The sequence below is a fragment of the Pseudothauera nasutitermitis genome (genome assembly GCF_004801295.1).
Lineage (GTDB): Bacteria > Pseudomonadota > Gammaproteobacteria > Burkholderiales > Rhodocyclaceae > Pseudothauera > Pseudothauera nasutitermitis.
Map to the genome: position 1 here is coordinate 299,824 of NZ_SSOC01000006.1, position 21,214 is coordinate 321,037.

A 21,214-nucleotide genomic window follows, 5' to 3' on the forward strand; every position below is an offset into this window, starting at 1 on the left:
CGTGATCCGAAGCATTCAGGATACCCCCGCCGCCCGGTGGGAGGGCGTTTTCTCGAACATGGAGCATGCAACCGATGAAAGGCGTGATCGCGGCATCTTTTCTCTTGGGTTTTGCCTCCCTGGCACAGGCGCATGGCGCGCACGAACACGGCGTGGCCGATCTGCGCGTGGCGGTCGAGGGCGGCGAACTGTCGATCGAACTGAGTACGCCGCTCGACAATCTGGTGGGCTTCGAGCATGCCCCGCGCACCGATGCGCAGCGCAAGGCGGTGGCCGAGGCCGAGGCACGGCTGCGCGACTTCTCCGCGCTGTTCGTGCTGCCCGCGGCGGCGCGTTGCGAGGTGAAGGACATCGAGCTGGAGTCGCCCTGGCATGAGGCGGAGCACGACCATGACCACAAGCACGAACAGGCGCATGCGCACGATCACAAGCATGATGACGGGCACGAACACGATGCCGGCCATGGCGACCTGCATGCGCACTACGAATTGAGCTGCGCCGTTCCGCAGGCGCTGAATGAAGTGCAGGTGCGCCTCGGCGAGGTCTTCCCGCGCATGACGCGGGTGCGTGCCGAGACCGCCACGCCGAACGGGCAAAACGCGGCCACGCTGGACAAGACGCGCAACCGGCTGCCGCTGTGAGCACTGCCGCGCCGGCGGTCGCCTTGCGCGGGCTGCGCTTCGCCTGGCCGGGCACGCCACGCCCCTGCCTGGAGATCGACGCCTTCGAACTGGCCGCCGGCGAGCGCGTCTTCCTGCACGGCCCCAGCGGCAGCGGCAAGACCACGCTGCTGTCGCTGATCGGCGGCGTGCTGGACCCGGACGCGGGCCACGTCGCCGTGCATGGGCAGGAACTCGGCGCGCTGCACGCCGGCGCGCGCGACCGCTTCCGCGCGGATCACATCGGTTTCGTGTTCCAGCTGTTCAACCTGATTCCCTACCTGTCCGCGCGCGACAACATTCTGCTGCCCTGCCGCTTTTCCAGGGCGCGGCGCGCGCGGATTGCCGCAGCGGGCGGCGATCCGGCCGCCGAGGCTGCCCGTCTGGCGGCGCGCCTGGATCTGCAGGCTGCGCTGCTCGACCACCCGGCCGCCGAACTGTCGGTGGGCCAGCAACAGCGCGTGGCCGCCGCGCGCGCGCTGATCGGCCGTCCGCCGCTGGTGATCGCCGACGAACCCACTTCGGCGCTCGATGCCGACCGCCAGCGCGGCTTTCTCGATTTGCTGCTGGCCGAATGCGCGCAGGCCGGCGCTGCGCTGCTGTTCGTCAGCCATGACGGGCGCCTTGCCGAACACTTCGACCGTGTGGTGGCGCTCGGCGAACTGAACCGCGTGGCGGGAGAGGCCGCATGAAATCGCCGATCTGGCAACTGACCTGGCGCAGCCTGCTCAACCGCCGCCTCACCGCGTTGCTCACGGTGATTTCGGTGGCCCTCGCGGTGGCCCTGCTGCTCGGCGTCGAGCGCCTGCGCCACGATGCGCGCGCGGGCTTCGCCTCGACCATCTCCGGCACCGATCTGGTGGTCGGCGCACGCGGCGGCTCGGTGCAGTTGCTGCTGTATTCGGTGTTCCATATCGGCAACGCCACCAACAACGTGTCGTGGCCGAGCATCGAGCGCATTGCCGCGCTGCCCGACGTGGACTGGCTGGTGCCGCTGTCGCTGGGCGATTCGCATCGCGGCTTCCGCGTGGTGGGCACCACCGCCGGCTTCTTCGAGCATTACCGCCACGGGCGCGGGCAGGCATTGCGTTTCGCGGACGGGCAGCCCTTCGGCGGGCTGTTCGAAGCCGTGGTCGGCGCCGAGGTGGCGGCGCGCTTCGGCTACCGCGTGGGCCAGCGCATCGTGGTCAGCCACGGCGCGGGCGGCACCGGCTTCGCCGAACACGACGACAAGCCGTTCACCATCGTCGGCGTGCTGGAGCGCAGCGGCACGCCGGTGGACCGCTCGGTGCTGGTCAGCCTGGAAGGCATCGAGGCCATCCATGTGGATTGGGTGGGCGGCGCCCGCCTGCCCGGGGTGAACATCGCTGCCGAGCACGTGCGCAAGTTCGATCTCAGCCCGAAGAGCGCCACCGCTGCGCTGGTCGGCCTGAAGTCGCGCGTGGCGGTGTTCCGCGTGCAGCGCCAGATCAACAACTGGAGCGAGGAACCGCTCACCGCCGTGCTGCCCGGCGCCACGCTGCAGGAACTGTGGAACGTGGTGGCGGTGGCCGAGCGCGCGTTGCTTGCGGTGTCCGCCCTGGTGGTCGCGGTGGGGCTGGCCGGGCTGGTGGCGGTGGTGATCGCCAGCCTGGGCGAGCGCCGCCGCGAACTGGCCATCCTGCGTTCGTTGGGCGCCAGCCCCGGCCAGGTATTCCGCCTGCTGGCGCTGGAAAGCCTGCTGCTCAGCCTGGCCGGCTGCATTCTCGGTATCCTTCTGCTTTCCGCCACGGTGGCCGCCGTTGGGCCGTGGCTGGAATCGGCGCACGGTCTGCCGCTTTCCGCGGACTGGCCGTCGCTGGCCGAATGGCGCCTGCTCGGCGCGGTGCTCGGCGCCGCATTGCTGGCCAGTCTGGTGCCGGCCTGGCGGGCCTACCGCCATTCGCTCGCCGACGGCATGACGATCAGGATCTGATGAGCATGAACCCGCGTATCACCCTGGCCGCCGTGGCGGCGGCCGGCGCCCTCGCCGCCTTGCCCTGGCTGCCGTGGACGGCCACCGAAGCGCAGGCTCAGGCCGCCAAGCCGGTACCCGTCGCACAGGACTACCAGGTTGGCGACCGCCTGGCGCCGCGCGGCGCGGCGGCCAAATCCGCCTACCCCGAAATCGAATGGGACGACCTGCTGCCGGCGGACTGGAATCCGCAGGCCCTGTTCGAGGAGGTGGACCTGGACTCCCTGAGCGACGCCGACCCGCGCGCCATCGATCTGCTGCGCCGCCTGCGCGAGGAGTGGGACCGCGCCCCGGTGGTGCAGGCCATGGACGGCCGGCGGGTGCGCATCCCCGGCTTCGTGGTGCCGCTGGAGGGCGACGGCAAGACCATCCGCGAATTCCTGCTGGTACCGTACTTCGGCGCCTGCATCCACGTGCCGCCGCCGCCGGCCAACCAGCTCATCCACGTGCAGCCGGCCAAGGCGATCCCCGGCGAATGGAACATGGTGCCGGTGTGGGTGAATGGCGAGCTGAGCGTGGAGCGCGTCGATTCCGAACTGGGCAACGCGGGCTACCGCCTGCGCGCGGTGTCGGTGGAAGAGTACGTTGATACGGAGCCGTTGCCGGACTGAGTTCAGACCCGCCCTGCGGGCGGCGGCAGTGCGTTCAGGATGGCGCGCACCGGCGTGGGCAGCGGCGCCTCGGCAAGCTGATCGAGGTTCTGCCAGTACCACGTGCCGTCGTGGACGGCAGTGGGCGGGGCATCCAGTTCCACCAGCCAGGGCTGGATGTCCAGCACGAAGTGGGTGAAGGCGTGTGTCAGCGCGGGCAGTGCCACGGGCGCGCCGGGCTTGATGCCGAGATAGGCGCCCACCCAGTCGGCCACATCCCGCGCACCGCTTTCCGGGAGGGCCAGCAATCCGCCCCAGATGCCCGCAGGTGGGCGGCGTTCGAGCAGTACCGCGCCGTCGGCGCGTATCACCACCATGCTGCTCGCGCGGCGCGGCGGCGTCTTGCGCGGACGCGCGGTGGGCAGCTCGGCGGTGCGTCCGTCGCGCAGCGCGACGCAGCCATCGGCCAGCGGGCAGCGCGTACAGGCCGGGTTGGATCGCGTGCACAGCGTGGCGCCGAGGTCCATCTGCGCCTGGATGTAGCGCCCGACCCCGGCGGGCGGCAGCAACTCCCCGGCCAGCGCCCACAGGCGCTGCTCCACCGCGCGTTCGCCTGGAAAGCCTTCGATGCCGAAGGCGCGGCACAGCACGCGCTTGACGTTGCCGTCGAGGATGGGCACGCGCTCGTCGAAGCAGAACGCGGCGATGGCCGCCGCCGTGGAGCGGCCGATGCCCGGCAGTCCGGCGATTTCCGCGGCACTGCGCGGGAATTGCCCGCCATGTTCGGCCACCACGGCCTGCGCGGCGGCGTGCAGGTTGCGTGCGCGGGCGTAGTAGCCCAGGCCGCTCCACAGCCCCAGCACGGCTTCCTGCGGCGCGGCGGCGAGATCCGCGATGCGCGGGAAGCGTTCGAGGAAGCGCTGGTAGTACGGGATCACCGTCTCCACGCGGGTCTGCTGCAGCATGATCTCGGAGAGCCACACCCGGTAAGGGTCGCGGGTCTGCTGCCAGGGCAGATCATGCCGTCCGTGTTCGGCCTGCCAGGTCATCAGGCGGGCCGCAAAGTCTTGCTTCAAAGGGAATTTTTCCTGTTATTGCGGCGCAGCAGGGGGTCGACGCCGTGGGGCTTCGGCGCCATAATCCGCCGACCGATCACCCCGGCCCGGTCCTCTCGCCCGGTGCCGCCTACGCATAAATCCATGTCTGCCAACAACTATTCCAACACACACGAAGATTTCACCCGCAATTTTCGCAATGCCCTGGGCATGTTCGCCACCGGCATCACGGTGGTCACCACGCGCGCGGCCAATGGTGCGCCGGTGGGGCTTACGGTGAATTCCTTCAATTCCGTTTCGCTCGATCCGCCGCTGGTGCTGTGGAGCCTGTCGGCGCATCTGCCCAGCCTGCCGGTTTTCGAAGCCTGCGAATACTACGCCATCAACGTGCTGGCGGAGGATCAGCAGGACGTCTCCCAGCTGTTCGCCAGCCGGGTAGAAGACCGCTTCGCCGGGCTGGAGTTCGACGAGGGCCTGGGCGGCGCACCGCTGCTGCGCGGTTGCTGTGCGCGTTTCGAATGCCGCAACACCCAGCGCTACCCGGGTGGGGACCACGTGCTGTTCGTCAGCGAGGTGGTGAATTTCGACCGCGAGGATCGTCCACCGCTGCTGTTCCATGGCGGTGCCTACCGACGGCTCGCGCCCTGAAGTGGTGCGCGATCTCTGAATGCGAAGAGGTGGCCGAGGCCACCTCTTCGTTTTGGCGGGAGAGACCTGTTCAGGCGCCGAGGAATACCGCACCCGCGCCAGCAATGAGCGCGCCGGCCGCACGTTGTGTGCGCTGCGCCCACGGCGTGGCGGGCAGCCAGCGGCCGATCAGGTAGCCGGCGCCGTGCAGCAGGGCGGTGGCCAGCGCGAAGCCGACTGCGTAGGCGGCCAGCGTGCCGTCGCCCATTTCGGCGTGGTGGGCATGGCCGTGGAACAGCGCGAAGGCGGCCACCAGGACCACCGCGGCAGCCATCGGCAGGCGCGCGGCGAAGGCGATCAGCAGGCCCAGCACCAGCACCGATGCGGCGATGCCGGTTTCCACCGCCGGCAGCGCCAGACCCAGCGCGCCCAGCCCGGCGCCGGCCAGCATGGCCAGCACGAAGGCCGCCGGCAGCGCCCAGCGCTGGCGGCCGGCCTGGCGGGCGGCGTACAGGCCCACGGCGAGCATGGCCAGCAGGTGGTCCGGGCCGCCCAGCGGATGCGAGAAACCAGAGAAGAAGCTGGCGGTTTCGTGGCCGGGATGGGCCAGCGCGGAGCCGCTGGCGAGGGCGAGACCGAGGGGGATCAGGACGCGGGTCGAATACATGCTTGCTCCAGGAATGCTCGAATGGAATGCGCTTTCCCTAACAAGTTGCGTGCCAGCCGTGGGGCAGGCTCCCAGAGCCTGTCTACGATCTTTTCATGGGTCCCGCAGCCGCCCAAAGCGTTCCGCTCAAGGCGCGCGGCGCAGGCAATACCGGGCGTCTTGGCAAGGCGCGCAACGCGGAGCGGAGCGCTTTGGGCGGCTGCCCTGCGGGTTGCCCCGCCAGGCCGGCCGCTGCCGCGTTGCAAATACTCGCCGGGCCACCAGCCCGACTGCGTTTTGCGCCTTGCATCGACCGGCCTGGCGGGGCAACGGGACCCATGAAAAGGTCGTAGACAGGCTCTTATGCGTCGTCGCCGTCGGTGAAGCGGATGTCGAAAGGCAGGCCGGGATTCAGGCCGAGCACCAGCGCGGTGAGATGGCGGCGCGCGCTTTCCGGATCGGGCTCGCGCCAGCCGCTGCCTTCCAGGGCCAGGGCGCCGGCGGGGTGGAAGTTCCACGCGTCGGGCGTGATGATGGCGTAGTCGGCCAGTGTGTCGCCGTCCAGGCGGACGGCATGCAGCAGCACGCCGCGCGCGCTTTCGCAGCGTGCCAGTCCGGTGTGCGGACCGAGCGGAGCGGCATCCACCACGGCGGGCAGGTCGTCGGCCAGCGGGTGGCGCAGGCGGCTGGCCCAGTCGGACAGGTCGACCACCTGGGCGAACAGGCGTGCGGCGACGGGGTGGCCGTGGTCGACCAGCAGGCGTACCAGCGCGGAATCGCGCTGGCGTGCCAGTGCGCCGGTTTCCGCCGGGGCGCCGGCCCAGGTGGGCGCATCGCAGAACGCCATGTCCGGCACGCCGCCCAGTTCGGCGGCCCAGATGGCGGCGTCCATGCAGGGCAGCAACGCGGCCATGCCCTGCGGTGGGGCGTGGGTGCCCATTTCCAGCAGATCGGAGAGCGCCGCGCCGATGCTGCCGCCGCGCCGCGCGCGGCGGGCGAATTCTCCCAGGCTGGAGGGTTCGCGCGCCATGGTGAAGAAGCCGGAAAGCAGTTCGGCGGCCACCAGATCGAGCAACTGGCCGCCCAGGTCGCGCGCATTGGCGGCATCGCCGACGACGGCCAGGCGGGCGAGGCGGCGGTGCAGGTCGGTGAAGCGCGCGCGGCGCGGTTCGTGGTCGAACAGGGCCGGCCAGTCGAGCAGCAGGCGGGACAGGAGTTGCTGCGCGGCTTCGGCGGAGATCGCGCGTTCGACGGCGATCCGGGCGTCTTCTTCGGCGGCGGGCTCTCCGCGTGCTGCCGCGATAGCCGCCTGTGCGCACAACTGCTGGGCCTGCGCATCCGGGGCGCACAGCGCGGGCAGGCGTTCCAGGGCTTCGCCGGCGGGCAGGCCGATCAATTCGCGGGCGATCTGCGGGCTTTCGATGCGGGCACCCGCGCGGGGCACGCCGCGGCCGTCCCAGTGGGCATCGATGAACAGGCGGCCGGCGGCGTTCATCGCCAGCCGTCCGTGTTCAGGGGAAAAGCCCGCCGGATACGGCCTGCCGGCCGCGTCTCGGTGGTGAACGGGAGCTTCCTGCCCGGGTGCTTGTCTGCAAACATCGTTATGTCGTTGTCGAGACCTGTTCGCAGCGTAGCGGCCGATCTGCCCGGCCGCAACCTGGATCGGATGGCGGGGCACGGCAATGGGGCGGGCATGGGGCTGCACGGCGATTGCATTTTTATATGAATGAATCGAAAAAAATAGATATATGATTCGAAGAAAATCGATGTATAAATCGTTTTCGTTCGATGTTGTTCGCGCGTCGGACGACGACCCGGATACGCGGCGATGCCCATGGACCTCGACGAAATCATCAAGGCGCTTGCCCACCCGGTGCGGCGCGAAATCCTGCAGTGGCTGAAGGAGCCGGAAAAGCACTTCGCCGACCAGACCCACTCCTTCGACGTGGGGGTGTGCGCCGGCAAGTTCGAGCGCTGCGGGCTGTCGCAATCCACCGTGTCGACCCACTTGGCGGTGTTGCAGCGCGCCGGGCTGGTGACCACCCGGCGCATCGGCCAGTGGGTGTTCTACAAGCGCGACGAGCAGGCCATCGCCGCATTCCTCGAACGCATCGGCCGCGAGCTATGAACCCCGCGCGGGCCACCGCGCACCCTCAGGAGCATTGCCCATGACTTCCCTGTTCGATCCGCTCACCGCCGGCGAGCTGCGCCTGGCCAACCGCATCGCCATGGCGCCGCTGACCCGCAACCGCGCGCCCGATGCCGTGCCGGCGCCGATCACCGCCACCTACTACGCCCAGCGTGCCAGCGCCGGCCTGCTGATCACCGAGGCCACGGCGATCAGCCAGCAGGGTCAGGGCTATGCGGACGTGCCGGGCCTCTACGCGCCCGAGCAGATCGCCGGCTGGAAGCGCGTGACCGAGGCCGTGCATGCGGCCGGCGGCAGCATCGTCACCCAGCTCTGGCACGTCGGCCGGGTTTCGCATACTTCGCTGCAGCCGGGCGGCGGTGCGCCGGTGGCGCCGTCGGCGATCACCGCCAACACCAAGACCTATCTGGTGAACCCGGACGGCAGCGGCGCCTTCGTGCCGACCTCCACGCCGCGTGCGCTGGAGATCGGCGAGATTCCCGGCATCGTCGAGGACTACCGGCGCGCCGCGCGCGCCGCGCGCGAGGCCGGCTTCGACGGCATTGAGGTGCACGCCGCCAACGGCTATCTGATCGACCAGTTCCTGCGTTCCGGCAGCAACCGGCGCACCGACGCCTACGGCGGCTCCATCGAGAACCGTGCGCGCCTGCTGGTGGAGGTGCTGGAAGCGGTGACCGCCGAGATCGGCGCCGGGCGCGTGGGCATCCGCATCTCGCCGGTGACGCCGGCCAACGACGCCGCCGATGCCGATCCGCAGCCGCTGTTCACCTACGTGGTGGAGCAACTGGCGCGCTGGCCGCTGGCCTACGTGCACGTCATCGAGGGCGCCACCGGCGGCGCGCGCGACTTCCAGCAGGGCGAGCGGCCGTTCGACTACGCCGCGCTGCGCGCCGCCTACACTGCGGCCGGCGGCCGCGCCGCGTGGATGGTGAACAACGGCTACGACCGCGAACTGGCGCTGGCCGCGGTGGCCGAGGGACGCGCGGACATCGTCGCCTTCGGCAAGGACTTCATCTCCAACCCGGATCTGGTGCGCCGCCTGCGCGAGAACGCGCCGCTCAATGCGTGGGACAACACCACCTTCTATGGTGGCGGCGAGCGCGGCTACACCGACTATCCGGCGCTGGCCTGAGCGTCGTGCCCCACGCCGTTCCGCCCGCGGGCGCTCAGCGCGTTGCGGGCGGAACGGGGGTTTCCTCTTCCGCCACGTCCAGCCCCCAGTCGCCGTATTCGTACCAGTCCTCGCCGAGCATCTCGATGGGGTGGGGGGTGCGCTCCGAGCCGTTGCCGCAACCCAGGTCGGTGGTCGGGCAATACTTGTCGCAACCCCAGCAGATGCGTTCGGGGTGGCGCGGACGGAGGGGGAACTTCTTCGCCATGGCGCGGGAGACGGTGAAAGGCGGCGGACTCCGTCAGCCTAGCGCCCGGCGCCGGAAATGGCTTGATGCCGGTCAAGGGGAGGGCGCGTGGCCTTCGGGCGCGGGCACGCGCCGGGCGCATGTCGGCTTCGTTCAAGACCGCGCGCCGGGCGCCGTGCGAGCATGGCAGTCTACGATCGACACGCCCGGAGGGCGAACATGGAATTCGCTTATACCATCCTGTATGTGGACGACGTCGCCCAGGCACTGGCGTTCTACGAGAAGGCCTTCGGCCTGCGCCGGCGTTTCCTGCATGAGAGCGGCGACTACGGCGAGCTGGACAGCGGCGCCACGGCACTGGCTTTTTCGTCGCGCCGCCTGATGCGCGAACTGGGCAAGCACCCGGCCGCACCCGACCCGCACGCCCCCGGCTTCGAGATCGCCTTTGCCACGGCGGACGTGCATGGCGCCCTGGCGCGTGCGCTGGCGGCCGGCGCGACGCTGGAGCAGGAGGCCCGCGAGATGCCCTGGGGGCAGACGGTGGCCTATGTGGCCGACCCGCAGGGTTATCTGGTGGAGTTATGCACGCCGGTGATTCAGGCGTAACCCGGCTCGGCGATCTGCGCGGCGAACGCCGGATCGGCGCGCAGGCGCCCGGGCGGGCGGCCGAACCAGCGGCGCAGTTCGCGGCTCAGGTGCGCCTGGTCCGCATAGCCGTGGTCGGCCGCCAGCGCGGCCAGCGGCACCGTGGTGTCCAGCGCTCGGGCGGCGCGGCGGGCGCGGGCCAGGGCATGCCAGAAGCGCGGCGTACGCGCGTCGGCGCGGCCGCGCAGCAGGCGTTCCAGCGTGCGCTCGGAAACGCCCAGACGGGCGCAGGCCGCGGCCACGCCGCGTGCCTCGGCGAGCGCGGCGAGTGCCTCGGCGACGCGCGTGTCGATGCGGGCATGTTCGCCGAGTAGGCGCAGCGCCGTGGCCGGATCATCGTCGTCCGCGCGCCGCGCGGCATCCAGCAGTGCCCGCTCGTCGATGCGTGTGGCCGGATGAAGACGGAAGCCGGCGTAACGTTCGCCGCGCACACAGGACACCCGCATGACGCCGTCGGCGAGCGGGGAAACGAACCAATGCGGGCGGCCGTCGGCATCCACCCGCAGAATCAGGTCGCGGCATCCATCGGGGAGCACCGGCTCCACGCAAGCCGCGCGGACTTCCATTCCCCATGCGCGCAGCAGCACGCCGTCAGGATGGGGCATGGCAGTGCACCGCCAGCCACACCGTGGCCGGGCCGGTGGCCTCGACGCGGTGGCGCAGGCGGGCGGGGATGCGCACCCAGTCTCCGGGGGCAAGATCGAGCGCGCGGCCATCGTCGAAGGCCAGCCGGGCGCTGCCCTGCGCCAGCATCACCCATTCGTCGTCGGCCTGTTCGTACCAGAACCCCGGCGGGCTGGCGTGGCAGTGGGAAACGATGCGCTCGATGCGGCAGTGCGGGGTTTCCAGCAGGGTTTCGAAGGCTTCCTCGTCGCCGGGCGGCGGCAGGGCGGCGAGCAGGTTGCCGAAGGCCGGCGGGGCGTTCATCTCAATCGGCCTGGCGCACGTCGACCACGCGGATGCCCGGAATGCGGTGCAGGTCGTCGGCGGACAGGCGGAACACCGCGTTGGGCGTGCCGGCCGCCGCCCAGATCGGCTCCAGCGCCCACAGCGCGCGGTCGACCAGTACGGTCACTTCGCCCGCGTGGCCGACCGGGGCCACGCCGCCGATGGCGAAGCCGGTGCGCTGGCGGACGAAATCCGCGTCGGCACGGCCGACCTTCTCGCCCAGCTCGGCTGCCAGCCTCTTCTCGTCGATGCGGTCCGCGCCGCTGGCGATCACCACGATGCAGGCGTCGCTGGCCTTGCCGCGAAACACCACCGACTTGGCGATCTGCTCGATCCCGCAGCCGATGGCCGCGGCGGCTTCCGCGCTGCTGCGCGTGGGCATGGCGAATTCGACGATGTCGGTGGGCATGCCCAGCGCGCGCAAGGCGTTTTCCACGCGGATGCGCGAGGCGGAGACGGGCGGGGTGGCGGTTTCTGCGCTCATGAGGGGGCCTGGAGAGAGACGGTCGGCATCGGTACCGCGGCCGGAGCCGGCAGTCTAGAAGAACCCGGCGTCGCGTCAAGGCATGGGTTGGCCGCGACGCCGGCGCGCGGCATTCCCACGGCGCCCGGCAATGCCGATAATGGCCCGCCGTCCGTCCCCTGCGTCCACCCGAGGAGAATCCCCGCCATGAAGTCCGTCACCGCCGCGCTGGCCGGCATTGTCCTGCTCCATGCCGTCTGCGTACACGCCGAAGCGCCGGTCACCGTGGGCGTCAGCCTGTCGACGAGCGGCCCGGCGGCGGCGCTGGGGCAGGCGCAGCGTGCCGTGATCGATCTGCTGCCCGGATCCATCGACGGTCGCGCGGTGCGCTACGTGGTGCTGGACGATGCGGCGGACCCCTTGCTCGCCACGGCCAACTTCGCCCGTCTGGCGGGCGCCGAGCGTGCCGACGTGGTGATCGGTTCGACCACCGTGCCGGCCTCGCGGGCGATGAGCGTCGAGGCCGCCGCGCGTGCCACGCCGCTGATCGCCCCGGCCGCCGCCGAGGCGCCGGATGGCACCCGCCGCTGGGTGTTCCGCACCGTGCAGGACGATGCGCAGATGGCCACCGCGCTGGTTGCCCACATGCTTGACGCGGGCGTGCGCACGGTGGGCTTCATCGGTTTCGCCGATGCCTACGGCGAGGGCTGGCGGGCGCGTTTCGGCGCCATCGCCGAGGCACGCGGCCTGCGGGTGGTGGCCGACGAGCGCTATGCGCGCCTGGCGGATGAGGTGGACCGGCAGGCCGGCCGTCTGCGCACGGCCGGGCCGGACGCGGTGCTGATCGCCGGCGCCGGTTCGCCCGCCATGCTGCCTGCCCGTGCCCTGCGCGCGGGCGGCTATGGCGGGGCGCTCTATTTCACCCCCGGCGTGGCCCAGGCGGATTTTCCCCAGACGTGCGGGGCGCCGTGCGCGGGGGCGCTGGCGCCCGCCGGGCCGGCGCTGGTGGCGGAGCAACTGCCCGCCGGGCATCCGGCGCGGGCCGGCGCGCTGGTTTGGCGGCGGGCCTGGGAGGCCGCGCAGGGCGCGGCCGTGGCGCCGCCGCACGCGGCACACGTCTGGGATGCCGGGGTGTTGCTGCGTGCGGCGCTGCCGGCGGCCTTGCGCCAGGCCGAACCGGGTGGCGCGGAATTCCGCTCTGCCTTGCGCGAAGCCCTGGAGAACGTGCGCGAGGCGGCCGGCGCGCATGGCGTATTCACGCTGAGCGCGAACGACCACAGCGGCCTTGATCAGCGCGCGCAGGTGATGGTGCGCGCGGTGGATGGGGTCTGGCGCCTGGAGCCCTGAGCGCCCTCCGCGCTCTGGGCACAGGGCTCGCACCCACCCGGAGCGCTGCCGCTTTCAGCGCGCGGCGGCGGAAGCTTCCGCCTCGTCCGGCAGGCGGTACAGGCGTTCGCGGTACAGCCAGGCCGGCAGCAGCGAGTGGGCCAGCGCACGGCGTGCGAAGGCTTCGCCGTCGGGCGGCGGTGCATCGCCGGTCACCAGGCGCTTGCCGCTGCGCTCGTAGCGGCCGAACAGCGGCGGCTGGTCCGGGCGCAGCACCACCACGCGGTCGCCCTCCATCCAGGCGTAGTTCTGCTCGTACTGCATCATCGCGCGCCCCGGCACGTCCGCCGCTTCGGCGGACAGGTCGCGGCCGATCATCGGGTGCTCGGTGCGGATGCCCATCAGCGACAGCAGGGTGACCGGCAGGTCGACCTGACTGGCCACGGTGCGCAGGCGGCGCGCTTCGATATCGGCGCCGAGGATCAGCCCGGGGATGTGGAAGCGCTCGATGGGCACGGCGGTGTCGCCGCGCACGCGGATGTCGTGGTCGGCCACCACGAGAAACAGCGTGTCGCGCCAGTAGTCGCTTTGCCGTGCCTTCTCGAAGAAGCGGCCGAGGGCATGGTCGGCGTACTTCACCGCGTTGTTCTCGGTCGCCTTGTCGCTGTCGTACAGCTCGATGCGCCCGTCGGGGAACTCGAATGGCGCGTGATTCGACGAGGTGAACACCAGCGTGAAGAACGGCTTGCCTTCGGCATGGTGGCGGCTGATTTCCGCGTGCGCGCGGTCGAACAGATCCTCGTCGGAGACGCCCCAGCTGCCCTTGAACCTGGGTGCCGGGTAGTCGTTCTGGTCGACGATGCGGGTGAAGCCGTTGCCCTTGAAGAAGCTGCGCATGTTGTCGAAGTGCGACTCGCCGCCGTAGATGAACTCGGTGAGGTAGCCCCGGCGGCGCAGCGGCTCGGCCAGCGAGAAGAAGTTTTCCTGTGACAGGGAGAGCTTGACCACGCTTTGCGCCGGCGTGGGCAGAAAGCCGGCGGTGACCGCCTCGATGCCGCGTACCGAGCGCGTGCCGGTGGCGTACAGCTGTTCGAACCACCAGCCCTGTTCCTTAAGCTTTTCCAGTTCCGGGGTCACCGGCAGGCCGCCCAGGGATTCGACGAAGGTCGCGCCCAGGCTCTCCTCCAGCACGATCACCAGATTGAGCGGGCGTTCGCGCGGGCGGGTGGGTTCCAGCAGGGTCAGCGTCGGCAGGGGGCTGCCGGCGGGCGGGCGCTGCAGGCCGCGCGCGGCGAACACGGTGTCGAGGATTTCGTCCTCGCCCATCCTGCCGTAGATCTCGCTGGAGCCGGACTCGTGCTTGAGGTTGTAGATGGCGTGGGTGACCGACCAGGTGGAATTGAGGATCAGGCTGTTCACCATGGTGTCGGTGGTCAGCGCGAACAGCGCCGGGTTGGCCGGGCGGTGGTCGGTGGTCGAGCGGATGGCGAAGGCCGCCAGCAGGAACACGAAGGGCCAGGACAGCCACAGCTGCCAGTGGCGCCCGCGCCGCGCTTCGCCCAGCCACGGGCGCATCAGCGAGGTGAAGGCCCACGCGGCCACGGCGGTGAACACCAGGCCGGCGAGCAGATGGACGCGGAAGCCCAGCCACAGCATGGAAAGCACTTCGTTGGGGTACTTCAGGTATTCGACGAACAGGCGGTTCGGGCGCGTGTCGTATTCGCCGATGAAGCCCGGGGTGGCCAGTTCCAGGAACACCAGCAGGGTCAGGCCGAAGATGGCCCACGCCCAGGTCAGCCGGCGCCACAGCCGCCAGCCCGGCGCGGTGGCCAGCACGGGGGCGAGCAGCAGCGGCGGAACGACCAGCAAGCCCACCTGGATCAGGTCGACACGCACGCCCTGCAGCAGCATGCGTCCGGCGATGCCGGTGGCCGCCACGCGTTCCCACTGCCACAGCATCAGGCCGATGCGCGAGGCGCTCAGCACCAGCAGACCGGCGACCATCATCGCCACCAGCGGCGCATAGGGTCCGAATGGGCGCAGTGCTGCCCAGAAGCGCTGGAGCAGGGAGGGCGGCGGATCTTGTCGGGCGGAGGACTGGGCGGGTGCGGCGACGATGACTGCGGGCGGCATGGAGGAGCCTGGTGACGAGACGCGCGCAGTGGAGCATGGCAAACTTAAGGCGGGCTTAAGCCCGGGGATCGGCAAACGTAACGGAGCATTGCGCGCAGGCATGAGAGTGCTGCTGGTGGAAGACGATGCCGCGCTGGCCGCCGGGGTGCGCGCTGCGCTGCGCCCCGAGGGCTACGCGGTGGACTGGCTGGACGACGGGCTGGCGGCGCTCGGCGCGCTGCGGGGCGAACCGTACGATGTGGCCGTGCTCGATCTCGGCCTGCCGCGCCTGGATGGCCTGGAAGTCCTGCGCCGCCTGCGTGCCGCCGGTTCCACCATGCCGGTGCTCGCGCTCACCGCGCGCGACGCCACCGCCGACCGCATTGCCGGGCTGGATGCCGGCGCGGACGATTACCTGATCAAACCCTTCGACGTCGATGAACTGAAGGCCCGCCTGCGCGCGCTGCTGCGCCGGCGCGACGGGCGTCCGCGTCCACTCATCGAGCACCGCGGCGTGCGCCTCGACCCGGCCGCGCAGAGCGTGCATCTGCACGGACAGCCGGTGAGCCTGTCGCGCCGCGAGTTCGCCCTGCTGCACGAACTGCTCGCCCAGCCCGGCCGTGTGCTGACCCGCGAGCAGCTCGAAGGGCTGGTGTACGGCTGGGGCGAGGAACTGGAGAGCAATGCCGTGGAAGTGCACATCCACCATTTGCGGCGCAAGCTGTTCCCCGGACTGATCCGCACGCTGCGCGGCATCGGCTACGCCATCGACAAGGAAGCCGGGCCGGGCGAGGGCGCGCAGTGATCTCGATCCGCCGCCGCACGCTGGTGCTGGTGCTGGCGTTGTTCGTGTTCAGCAACCTGCTGATCTTCGTGGTCAGCGCGCGCGATGCGACGCATGAGGTGAAGGAACTGTTCGACGCCCGTCTGGTGCAGGGCGCGCGCCTGCTGCACGGCCTGGTGCGTGCCGATCCGGATTTCGACGAGGCGCGCCGCGCCCGCCTGGATGCCGCCTTCGCCGAGGCGCTCGATCAGTACGACGCGGATGACGGACACCGCTACGAGAGCATGTTGAGCTTTCAGGTCTGGCGCGGGGACACCTTGCTGATGCGCAGCGCCGGCGCCCCCGAGCGCGCGCTGAGCGCCATCGGGCGCGGTTTCGTCGATGCGCACGTCGGCGAGCACATTTGGCGTGTGTATGTGTTGTATGACAGCGTCCGGGATCTACGGGTGCTGGTAGGAGAACCGGAAGAGGCACGTGATGAGCTGATCAATGCCATCGTCTGGCAGACCCTGATTCCCGATCTGATCGGCGGACCGCTGCTCGCCGTGCTGATCTGGTCTGCCATCGGCTGGGGGCTGCGTCCGCTCGACCGTATGGCGCGGCTGATCCGCGCGCGCGAACCGGCCAGCCTGCAGCCGCTGGAACTCAGCCCGCTGCCCGAGGAACTGGCGCCGATGCAGCAGGCGCTGAACCGCCTGCTCGGCGAGGTCGCCCGGCTGCTGGAAAGCGAACAGCGCTTCCTGGCCGATGCCGCGCACGAATTGCGCACCCCGCTGGCGGTGCTGCGCGTGCATGCGCAGAACGCGCTCGATGCGCCCGATGCCGAGACACGCGAGGAGGCGCTACGCGAACTGCGCGGCGGCGTCGACCGGATCACCCGTCTGGCCACCCAGTTGCTGACCCTGGCCCGTCTGGAGACGGCCGGCGGCGGGGCGGCCCGCCAGCCGGTCGATCTGCTCGCCGAAACGCGCCGGGTGCTGGCGGAATTGATGCCGCTGGTGCTCGACGCGCAGGTCGATCTGGCGCTGGAGGCCGACGAAAGAATGGATTGGCAGGCATGCCTGGAGCCCGGCGCGCTGGACATGCTGGTGCACAATCTGGTCGGCAATGCCGTGCGCCACGCGGCGCGCGGACAGAACGTGGAAGTGGCGCTGCTGGAGGCCGATGGCGGCGTCGAATTGCGGGTGGCCGATCATGGCCCCGGCGTTTCGGCGGAACTGCGTACGCGCCTTGCCGAGCGCTTCCTGCGCACGGGCCCGGCGGCGGGGAGCGGGCTGGGCCTGTCCATCGTGCGTAGGGTGGCCGAACGCCACGGCGGAACCCTGGATTTCGTCGAGACGCCGGGTGGCGGGTTGACCGCGCGGGTGTGCCTGCCGCGCGCCGAAACGCTTGCCGGGAGCCGCTGACGGGCTGCGCGGCGCGCACGACCGTTTTCCTTCCGGGGGGTGGATCGTATATGCTCGCCCACTTTTGGTGCGCGTTCATTCCCTGCGCGACCCGGCCCTCGGCGCGCATCGCGCGCCAATCCTGCGAAAGCGATCCCACTCATGACTCAGCAACCCTCCAGCGTCGGCCACTCCGGTGAGCACGACCACGAACACCTGCGCCGAAATCTCAGCAACCGCCACATCCAGCTCATCGCCATCGGCGGAGCCATCGGCACCGGCCTGTTCATGGGTTCAGGCAAGACCATCAGCCTGGCTGGCCCCTCCATCGTGTTCGTGTACACCATCATCGGGGTGATGCTGTTCTTCGTGATGCGCGCGCTGGGCGAGCTGCTGCTCTCCAATCTGTCCTACAAGTCCTTCATCGATTTCTCCGACGACCTGCTCGGCCCCTGGGCGGGCTTCTTCACCGGCTGGACCTACTGGTTCTGCTGGGTGGTGACCGGCATCGCCGACGTCATCGCCATTGCCGCCTACACCCAGTTCTGGTTTCCGGACCTGCCGCAGTGGATTCCGGCGCTGGCCTGCGTGGGTCTGCTGCTGTCGCTCAACCTGCTCACCGTGCGGCTGTTCGGCGAGGTGGAGTTCTGGTTCGCGATGATCAAGATCGTCGCCATCGTCGCCCTGGTGCTCACCGGCATGGTCATGGTGTTCGGCAGTTTCGTGTCGCCGGCCGGACACACCGCCAGCCTGAGCAACCTGTGGAACGACCGGGGCATGTTCCCGCACGGCATGATGGGTTTCTTCGCCGGTTTCCAGATTGCCGTGTTCGCCTTCGTGGGCATCGAACTGGTGGGTACCACGGCGGCCGAGGCGCGCGACCCGATGCGCACGCTGCCGCGCGCGATCAACTCGATTCCGGTGCGCATCATCGTGTTCTACGTGCTGGCGCTGATCGCCATCATGGCGGTGACGCCGTGGCGCGAGGTGGTGCCGGGCAAGAGTCCGTTCGTCGAGCTCTTCGTGCTCGCCGGCCTGCCCGCGGCTGCCGGGGTGATCAACTTCGTGGTGCTGACCTCGGCGGCCTCGTCGGCCAACAGCGGGGTGTTTTCCACCAGCCGCATGCTCTACGGCCTGTCCCTCAAGGGCGACGCGCCGCCGGCCTTCGGGCGCCTGTCGCGCGCCAGCGTGCCGGCCAATGGCCTGCTGTTCTCCTGCCTGTGCCTGCTCGGCGGCGTGGTACTGATGTGGGCGGTTCCTGATCTGGTGGAAGCCTTCACGCTGGTCACCACCGTGTCGGCGATCCTGTTCATGTTCGTCTGGTCGCTGATCCTGCTCTCCTACATCGCCTATCGCCGCAAGCGCGCCGCGCTGCACCAGGCTTCCACCTACAAGATGCCGGGCGGGGTGTTCATGTGCGTGGTCTGCCTGCTCTTTTTCGCTTTTGTGCTGGTGCTGCTGTCGCTGGAAGCCGATACCCGCCAGGCGCTCCTGGTCAGCCCACTGTGGTTCGCGGCGTTGGCGGTGGGCTACCGGTTCAGGCGCAAGGCGGCGTGAGCGCCGCCTTTCTCCGGGTGTAGCCTTTCCCACAAGGGGAGGGAGAAAAACGGCGCGGAAGTCGCCGTTAATTGACAATGGAATTTTTGTTGATGACGATGGCGTTTCCGCGATCCGAGGCGCCAGTCATGACTGACCCGCCAGCTCATCCGCCGTTTCGGCCCACTCGATGCAGTGACCACCGAACGCCTGCAGAAAGCCACCTCGGCTGAACTGGAGCAATGGGCCGACAACATCCTCGACGCGCGTACGCTGGACGAGGTGTTCGGCGAAAGCTGAGCGCCGGTCGAGAGAAATCACGACGCCCTGCGCTTGCCCGCGGGAAACAGCACAACAAACGGCCCCGGCGGGTTTTCCGTCCGGGGCCGTTGCGTTTCGATTCTGGTGTGCCGTCAGAAGTCGTAACGCAGGCTGAGGTTGGCGCTGCGCGGTTCGCCCCAGCTGTAGTTGCTGTCGAAGATGGTGTAGTACTTCTTGTCCAGCAGGTTGTTGATCGCGAGGGTGGCCGACAGGTGTTGGTTGATCTGGTAGCGGGCCGTCGCATCGACCAGCCAGTACCCTTCGACAATATGTTTGGCCTTGCCCTGCGTGGGGTGGTTGACCATGGTCCAGGTGTCATCCTGCCAGCGTGCGCCGCCACCCAGCGTCAGGCCCTTGAGCTTGCCGCCCAGTTTGTAGCTGGTGTACAGGCTGAACTGTTTCTCGGGGGCCAAGGTGGAAACGCGCTCCCCGTTGAGGCGCGGCTTCTGCTGGTTGAGTCCGGCATGCAATTGCCAGTCCGGCGTCAACTGCCCGGAAACTTCCAGTTCGAAGCCTTTGGTCTTGACCCCGCTCACCGCACGATAGGCGGTCGTGCCGCTCGGCGTCAGGTTGCCGGTGCGTTCCGCGTAGTTGTCCTGCTCCAGATGGAAATAGGCCACGCTGGCATTCAGGCGTCCGCCGAAGAACGCGCCTTTCAAACCGACCTCGGCGTTGTTGCCCTCTAGCGGGTCGAGCGTGCGGCCTTGTTCGTTCTGCGCGGATTGAGGCTTGAAAATGCTGGTGTAGCTGCCGTACAGCGAGAGTTGCCTGTTCAGGTCATAGACCGCACCCAGGTAGGGGACGACGACGCCGGATTTCTTCAGGTCTTCCTTCTCGTAATCGGCGACGCGGCTGCCGACCAGCAGCTTGAGGTCGTCGCGCAGATTGAGGCGGGCGGCAAGGTAGAAGCCCTGTTCCCGCGTGGTTTCGTCCTTGCCTTTGGCGCGTGACCAGTTCGGTTCCGGATGGCTGCCGTTCCACTCGTAGAAATCCGCGATGGCGGTGGCGCCGGCCCATTGCCCTTCGTTGGTCCATTCACGCCTGGAGATACTGCCGCCGACCACCAGTTCGTGTTTGCGCCCGAACAGACTGAACGGCCCGCTGGCGTAAAGATCGGCGGCGTTGCTGACGGTCTTGCCGACGTAGCTGCCCAGCCAGAGGCTGGTGCCGGCACCGGTGGCCGGATTGGGGAAACCGCTGCCGATCGAGCCCATCCGGTTGTCGTAGCCGTTGATCTGGTGGTTCAGCTGTAGCTTGGCGACCCATTCGTTGTCGAAATAGTGCTCCAGCGTCGCGAAGGCCGTGCGGGTGTATTGCTCCCAACTGCTCCAGCGGGCCGCGGGATTGAAGGAGCGCGATGTCTTGTTGAAGTTGCCGTTGCTGTCGTAGACCGGAATCCCGCCCCAGGTGCTGCCTTTGGGATCGTTGTCCTGATAGTCGGCCCCCACGGTGAGCAGGGTATTGGGCGTCAGGTCGGCCTCCAGAATGCCGTAGAACACCGAAGTCTTGCGCTGGTAATGGTCCTGGTAGGAGTGTTTGTCCTGATATGCAGCCACCGCCCGGCCACGCAGGCTGCCGCTTTCGTTCAGCGGGCCGCTGAAATCGAGTTCGGTCCGGTAGTTCTGCCATGAACCTGCCCCCAGGCTTGCATGGCCCTGGAATTCGCGGGTCGGCTTCTTGCGGATCAGGTTGATCGTCGCGCCGGGGTCGCCGTTGCCGGTCAGCAATCCGGTGGCGCCCTTGAGCACTTCCACGCGGTCGTAGATCGCCATGTCGCTGAGCGTGTTGCCGGCAGAGTAGCCGGAGAAGCGTTCCATCGGAATGCCGTCGTACTGGAAATTGTTGATGGCGAAACCGCGTGCGTAGTACATCGTGCGCTCGCTGTCCATGGTGATGATGCCGATGCCCGGCGTGTGCTCCATGACCTTGTCGATCGAGGTCAGGTTGAAATCGTCCATTTCCTGCCGGGTGATGACGCTGATCGACTGCGGCGTCTCGCGCGGCGTCAGCACCAGCCGGGTGGCGGTGGCGATGGCGCCGGGCGTGTAGCTGCCGCTGCCTTCGGTGATTTCACCGAGCTGGTTGGCGGTGACGGTCATCACTGCCAGCGTGGCTTCGCGCGCTGCCGGGCGCCGCCGCAGCAGGTAATTGCCATCGCCCTGTACGCGGGCTTCCAGCCCGCTGCCCTCCAGCAGCCGGGCAAAGCCTTCGTCTACGCTGTAATTGCCCTGCAGGCCGCCGCTTTCCCGGCCGGCGGTGAGGGCTGCGTCGAAGGACAGCACGACGCCGGCGGCCCCGGCGAAGCGGCTCAGCGCGGTGCCGAGCGGGCCGGCGGGGATGTCGTAGACGCGCTGTGCGCTGTGCGGCGCAGGGTTTTGCGCGTGGGCGAGGACCGGCAGGATGGCCGCTGCGGTCAGGGCGAGGCCGAGGCAGGCATGGCGCAGGGCGGCGAGGATCGGGTTGAGGGACTGGCCGTGGTGGCACGGCGGACGGCTCGGGTGTCGCATGGGCATTCCTTTCGTCGTTCGAAGCGAGGGATTTCCTCTGGGGGTCGAACGAGATTTCAAAAAGGACAATGCCCGGCGGAATTTTTTCGGCACGTGATCCGGACTTGCCA

22 protein-coding genes are annotated in these 21,214 nt (G+C 69.2%); 13 read left to right on the forward strand and 9 right to left on the reverse strand.

Annotated elements, in window-relative coordinates; all coding sequences use genetic code 11:
• Positions 1-74 precede the first annotated feature (74 nt).
• Genes E6C76_RS17365 through E6C76_RS17380 form a run of 4 tightly spaced genes read left to right on the forward strand, consistent with a single transcriptional unit; the run spans position 75 to position 3,263 of the window.
• Complete coding sequence (locus tag E6C76_RS17365) at positions 75-641, forward strand: DUF2796 domain-containing protein (protein WP_230976306.1); 567 nt, start codon at positions 75-77, stop codon at positions 639-641.
• Positions 638-1,351 (forward strand): ABC transporter ATP-binding protein, encoded by a 714-nt coding sequence (locus tag E6C76_RS17370; protein ID WP_136349506.1) that lies wholly within the window; start codon positions 638-640, stop codon positions 1,349-1,351. The genes E6C76_RS17365 and E6C76_RS17370 overlap by 4 nt, the downstream gene beginning before the upstream one ends.
• Positions 1,348-2,613, forward strand: a complete 1,266-nt coding sequence (locus tag E6C76_RS17375; RefSeq protein ID WP_136349507.1) for an ABC transporter permease — start codon at positions 1,348-1,350, stop codon at positions 2,611-2,613. Before E6C76_RS17370 ends, E6C76_RS17375 begins: the two co-directional genes overlap by 4 nt.
• A 5-nt stretch (positions 2,614-2,618) precedes the next feature.
• Positions 2,619-3,263 carry a DUF3299 domain-containing protein gene (locus tag E6C76_RS17380; RefSeq protein WP_136349508.1) on the forward strand — a complete coding sequence of 215 codons (645 nt, stop codon included), beginning with the start codon at positions 2,619-2,621 and terminating at the stop codon, positions 3,261-3,263.
• Between the two features lie 2 nt (positions 3,264-3,265).
• On the opposite strand, the gene mutY is transcribed toward E6C76_RS17380, so the two are convergent.
• Entirely contained in the window at positions 3,266-4,318 is a 1,053-nt protein-coding gene (mutY, locus tag E6C76_RS17385; protein WP_269140173.1) for an A/G-specific adenine glycosylase, read from the reverse strand.
• 123 nt (positions 4,319-4,441) lie between these two features.
• On the opposite strand from mutY, the gene E6C76_RS17390 reads away from it, so the two are divergent.
• Positions 4,442-4,945 carry a flavin reductase family protein gene (locus E6C76_RS17390; protein ID WP_136349509.1) on the forward strand — a complete coding sequence of 168 codons (504 nt, stop codon included), beginning with the start codon at positions 4,442-4,444 and terminating at the stop codon, positions 4,943-4,945.
• Between the two features lie 70 nt (positions 4,946-5,015).
• Here E6C76_RS17390 and E6C76_RS17395 read toward each other — a convergent pair whose 3' ends face one another.
• Both E6C76_RS17395 and E6C76_RS17400 read right to left on the reverse strand, forming a co-directional pair.
• Positions 5,016-5,591: a HupE/UreJ family protein gene (locus tag E6C76_RS17395; protein WP_136349510.1), complete on the reverse strand. Its 576-nt coding sequence runs from the start codon at positions 5,589-5,591 to the stop codon at positions 5,016-5,018.
• A 340-nt stretch (positions 5,592-5,931) separates the two neighbouring features.
• Positions 5,932-7,065 carry a hypothetical protein gene (locus tag E6C76_RS17400; protein ID WP_136349511.1) on the reverse strand — a complete coding sequence of 378 codons (1,134 nt, stop codon included), beginning with the start codon at positions 7,063-7,065 and terminating at the stop codon, positions 5,932-5,934.
• Between the two features lie 339 nt (positions 7,066-7,404).
• On the opposite strand from E6C76_RS17400, the gene E6C76_RS17405 reads away from it, so the two are divergent.
• Both E6C76_RS17405 and E6C76_RS17410 read left to right on the forward strand, forming a co-directional pair.
• Positions 7,405-7,698, forward strand: coding sequence for an ArsR/SmtB family transcription factor (locus tag E6C76_RS17405; RefSeq protein WP_136349512.1), 294 nt, complete (start codon positions 7,405-7,407; stop codon positions 7,696-7,698).
• Positions 7,699-7,738: 40 nt separating this feature from the next.
• Positions 7,739-8,851 (forward strand): alkene reductase, encoded by a 1,113-nt coding sequence (locus E6C76_RS17410; protein WP_136349513.1) that lies wholly within the window; start codon positions 7,739-7,741, stop codon positions 8,849-8,851.
• Positions 8,852-8,885: 34 nt separating this feature from the next.
• On the opposite strand, the gene E6C76_RS17415 is transcribed toward E6C76_RS17410, so the two are convergent.
• Entirely contained in the window at positions 8,886-9,098 is a 213-nt protein-coding gene (locus tag E6C76_RS17415) for a DUF3079 domain-containing protein (RefSeq protein WP_136349514.1), read from the reverse strand.
• Positions 9,099-9,296: 198 nt separating this feature from the next.
• Between E6C76_RS17415 and E6C76_RS17420 the strand changes: the two genes are divergently transcribed.
• Positions 9,297-9,683: a VOC family protein gene (locus tag E6C76_RS17420; protein WP_136349515.1), complete on the forward strand. Its 387-nt coding sequence runs from the start codon at positions 9,297-9,299 to the stop codon at positions 9,681-9,683.
• Here E6C76_RS17420 and E6C76_RS17425 read toward each other — a convergent pair.
• The 3 genes from E6C76_RS17425 to E6C76_RS17435 are packed head-to-tail and all read right to left on the reverse strand — an operon-like array spanning position 9,674 to position 11,154.
• Positions 9,674-10,327 (reverse strand): AraC family transcriptional regulator, encoded by a 654-nt coding sequence (locus tag E6C76_RS17425; RefSeq protein ID WP_136349516.1) that lies wholly within the window; start codon positions 10,325-10,327, stop codon positions 9,674-9,676. The genes E6C76_RS17420 and E6C76_RS17425 overlap by 10 nt on opposite strands.
• Entirely contained in the window at positions 10,314-10,649 is a 336-nt protein-coding gene (locus E6C76_RS17430) for a cupin domain-containing protein (RefSeq protein WP_136349517.1), read from the reverse strand. Before E6C76_RS17430 ends, E6C76_RS17425 begins: the two co-directional genes overlap by 14 nt.
• A gap of 1 nt (position 10,650) precedes the next feature.
• Positions 10,651-11,154, reverse strand: coding sequence for a YbaK/EbsC family protein (locus tag E6C76_RS17435; RefSeq protein ID WP_136349518.1), 504 nt, complete (start codon positions 11,152-11,154; stop codon positions 10,651-10,653).
• Positions 11,155-11,340: 186 nt separating this feature from the next.
• Here E6C76_RS17435 and E6C76_RS17440 point away from each other — a divergent pair, with 186 nt between their 5' ends.
• Positions 11,341-12,480: an ABC transporter substrate-binding protein gene (locus E6C76_RS17440; protein WP_136349519.1), complete on the forward strand. Its 1,140-nt coding sequence runs from the start codon at positions 11,341-11,343 to the stop codon at positions 12,478-12,480.
• 54 nt (positions 12,481-12,534) lie between these two features.
• Here the strand turns inward: E6C76_RS17440 and E6C76_RS17445 are convergent, their stop codons facing one another.
• Complete coding sequence (locus tag E6C76_RS17445) at positions 12,535-14,592, reverse strand: LTA synthase family protein (RefSeq protein ID WP_136349520.1); 2,058 nt, start codon at positions 14,590-14,592, stop codon at positions 12,535-12,537.
• 100 nt (positions 14,593-14,692) lie between these two features.
• Between E6C76_RS17445 and E6C76_RS17450 the strand changes: the two genes are divergently transcribed.
• The 4 genes from E6C76_RS17450 (at position 14,693) to E6C76_RS22650 (ending at position 18,576) form a co-directional block, all read left to right on the forward strand.
• Positions 14,693-15,376, forward strand: coding sequence for a response regulator transcription factor (locus E6C76_RS17450; RefSeq protein WP_136349521.1), 684 nt, complete (start codon positions 14,693-14,695; stop codon positions 15,374-15,376).
• A complete protein-coding gene (locus E6C76_RS17455; RefSeq protein ID WP_136349522.1) occupies positions 15,373-16,761 on the forward strand; it encodes an ATP-binding protein in 1,389 nt (462 codons plus the stop codon). Before E6C76_RS17450 ends, E6C76_RS17455 begins: the two co-directional genes overlap by 4 nt.
• Before the next feature lie 141 nt (positions 16,762-16,902).
• Positions 16,903-18,297: a D-serine/D-alanine/glycine transporter gene (gene cycA, locus E6C76_RS17460; RefSeq protein ID WP_136349523.1), complete on the forward strand. Its 1,395-nt coding sequence runs from the start codon at positions 16,903-16,905 to the stop codon at positions 18,295-18,297.
• A 147-nt stretch (positions 18,298-18,444) separates the two neighbouring features.
• Positions 18,445-18,576 (forward strand): hypothetical protein, encoded by a 132-nt coding sequence (locus E6C76_RS22650; RefSeq protein WP_408003495.1) that lies wholly within the window; start codon positions 18,445-18,447, stop codon positions 18,574-18,576.
• A 113-nt stretch (positions 18,577-18,689) separates the two neighbouring features.
• On the opposite strand, the gene E6C76_RS17465 is transcribed toward E6C76_RS22650, so the two are convergent.
• Positions 18,690-21,104 carry a TonB-dependent siderophore receptor gene (locus E6C76_RS17465; protein WP_136349524.1) on the reverse strand — a complete coding sequence of 805 codons (2,415 nt, stop codon included), beginning with the start codon at positions 21,102-21,104 and terminating at the stop codon, positions 18,690-18,692.
• Between the last annotated feature and the right edge of the window lie 110 nt (positions 21,105-21,214).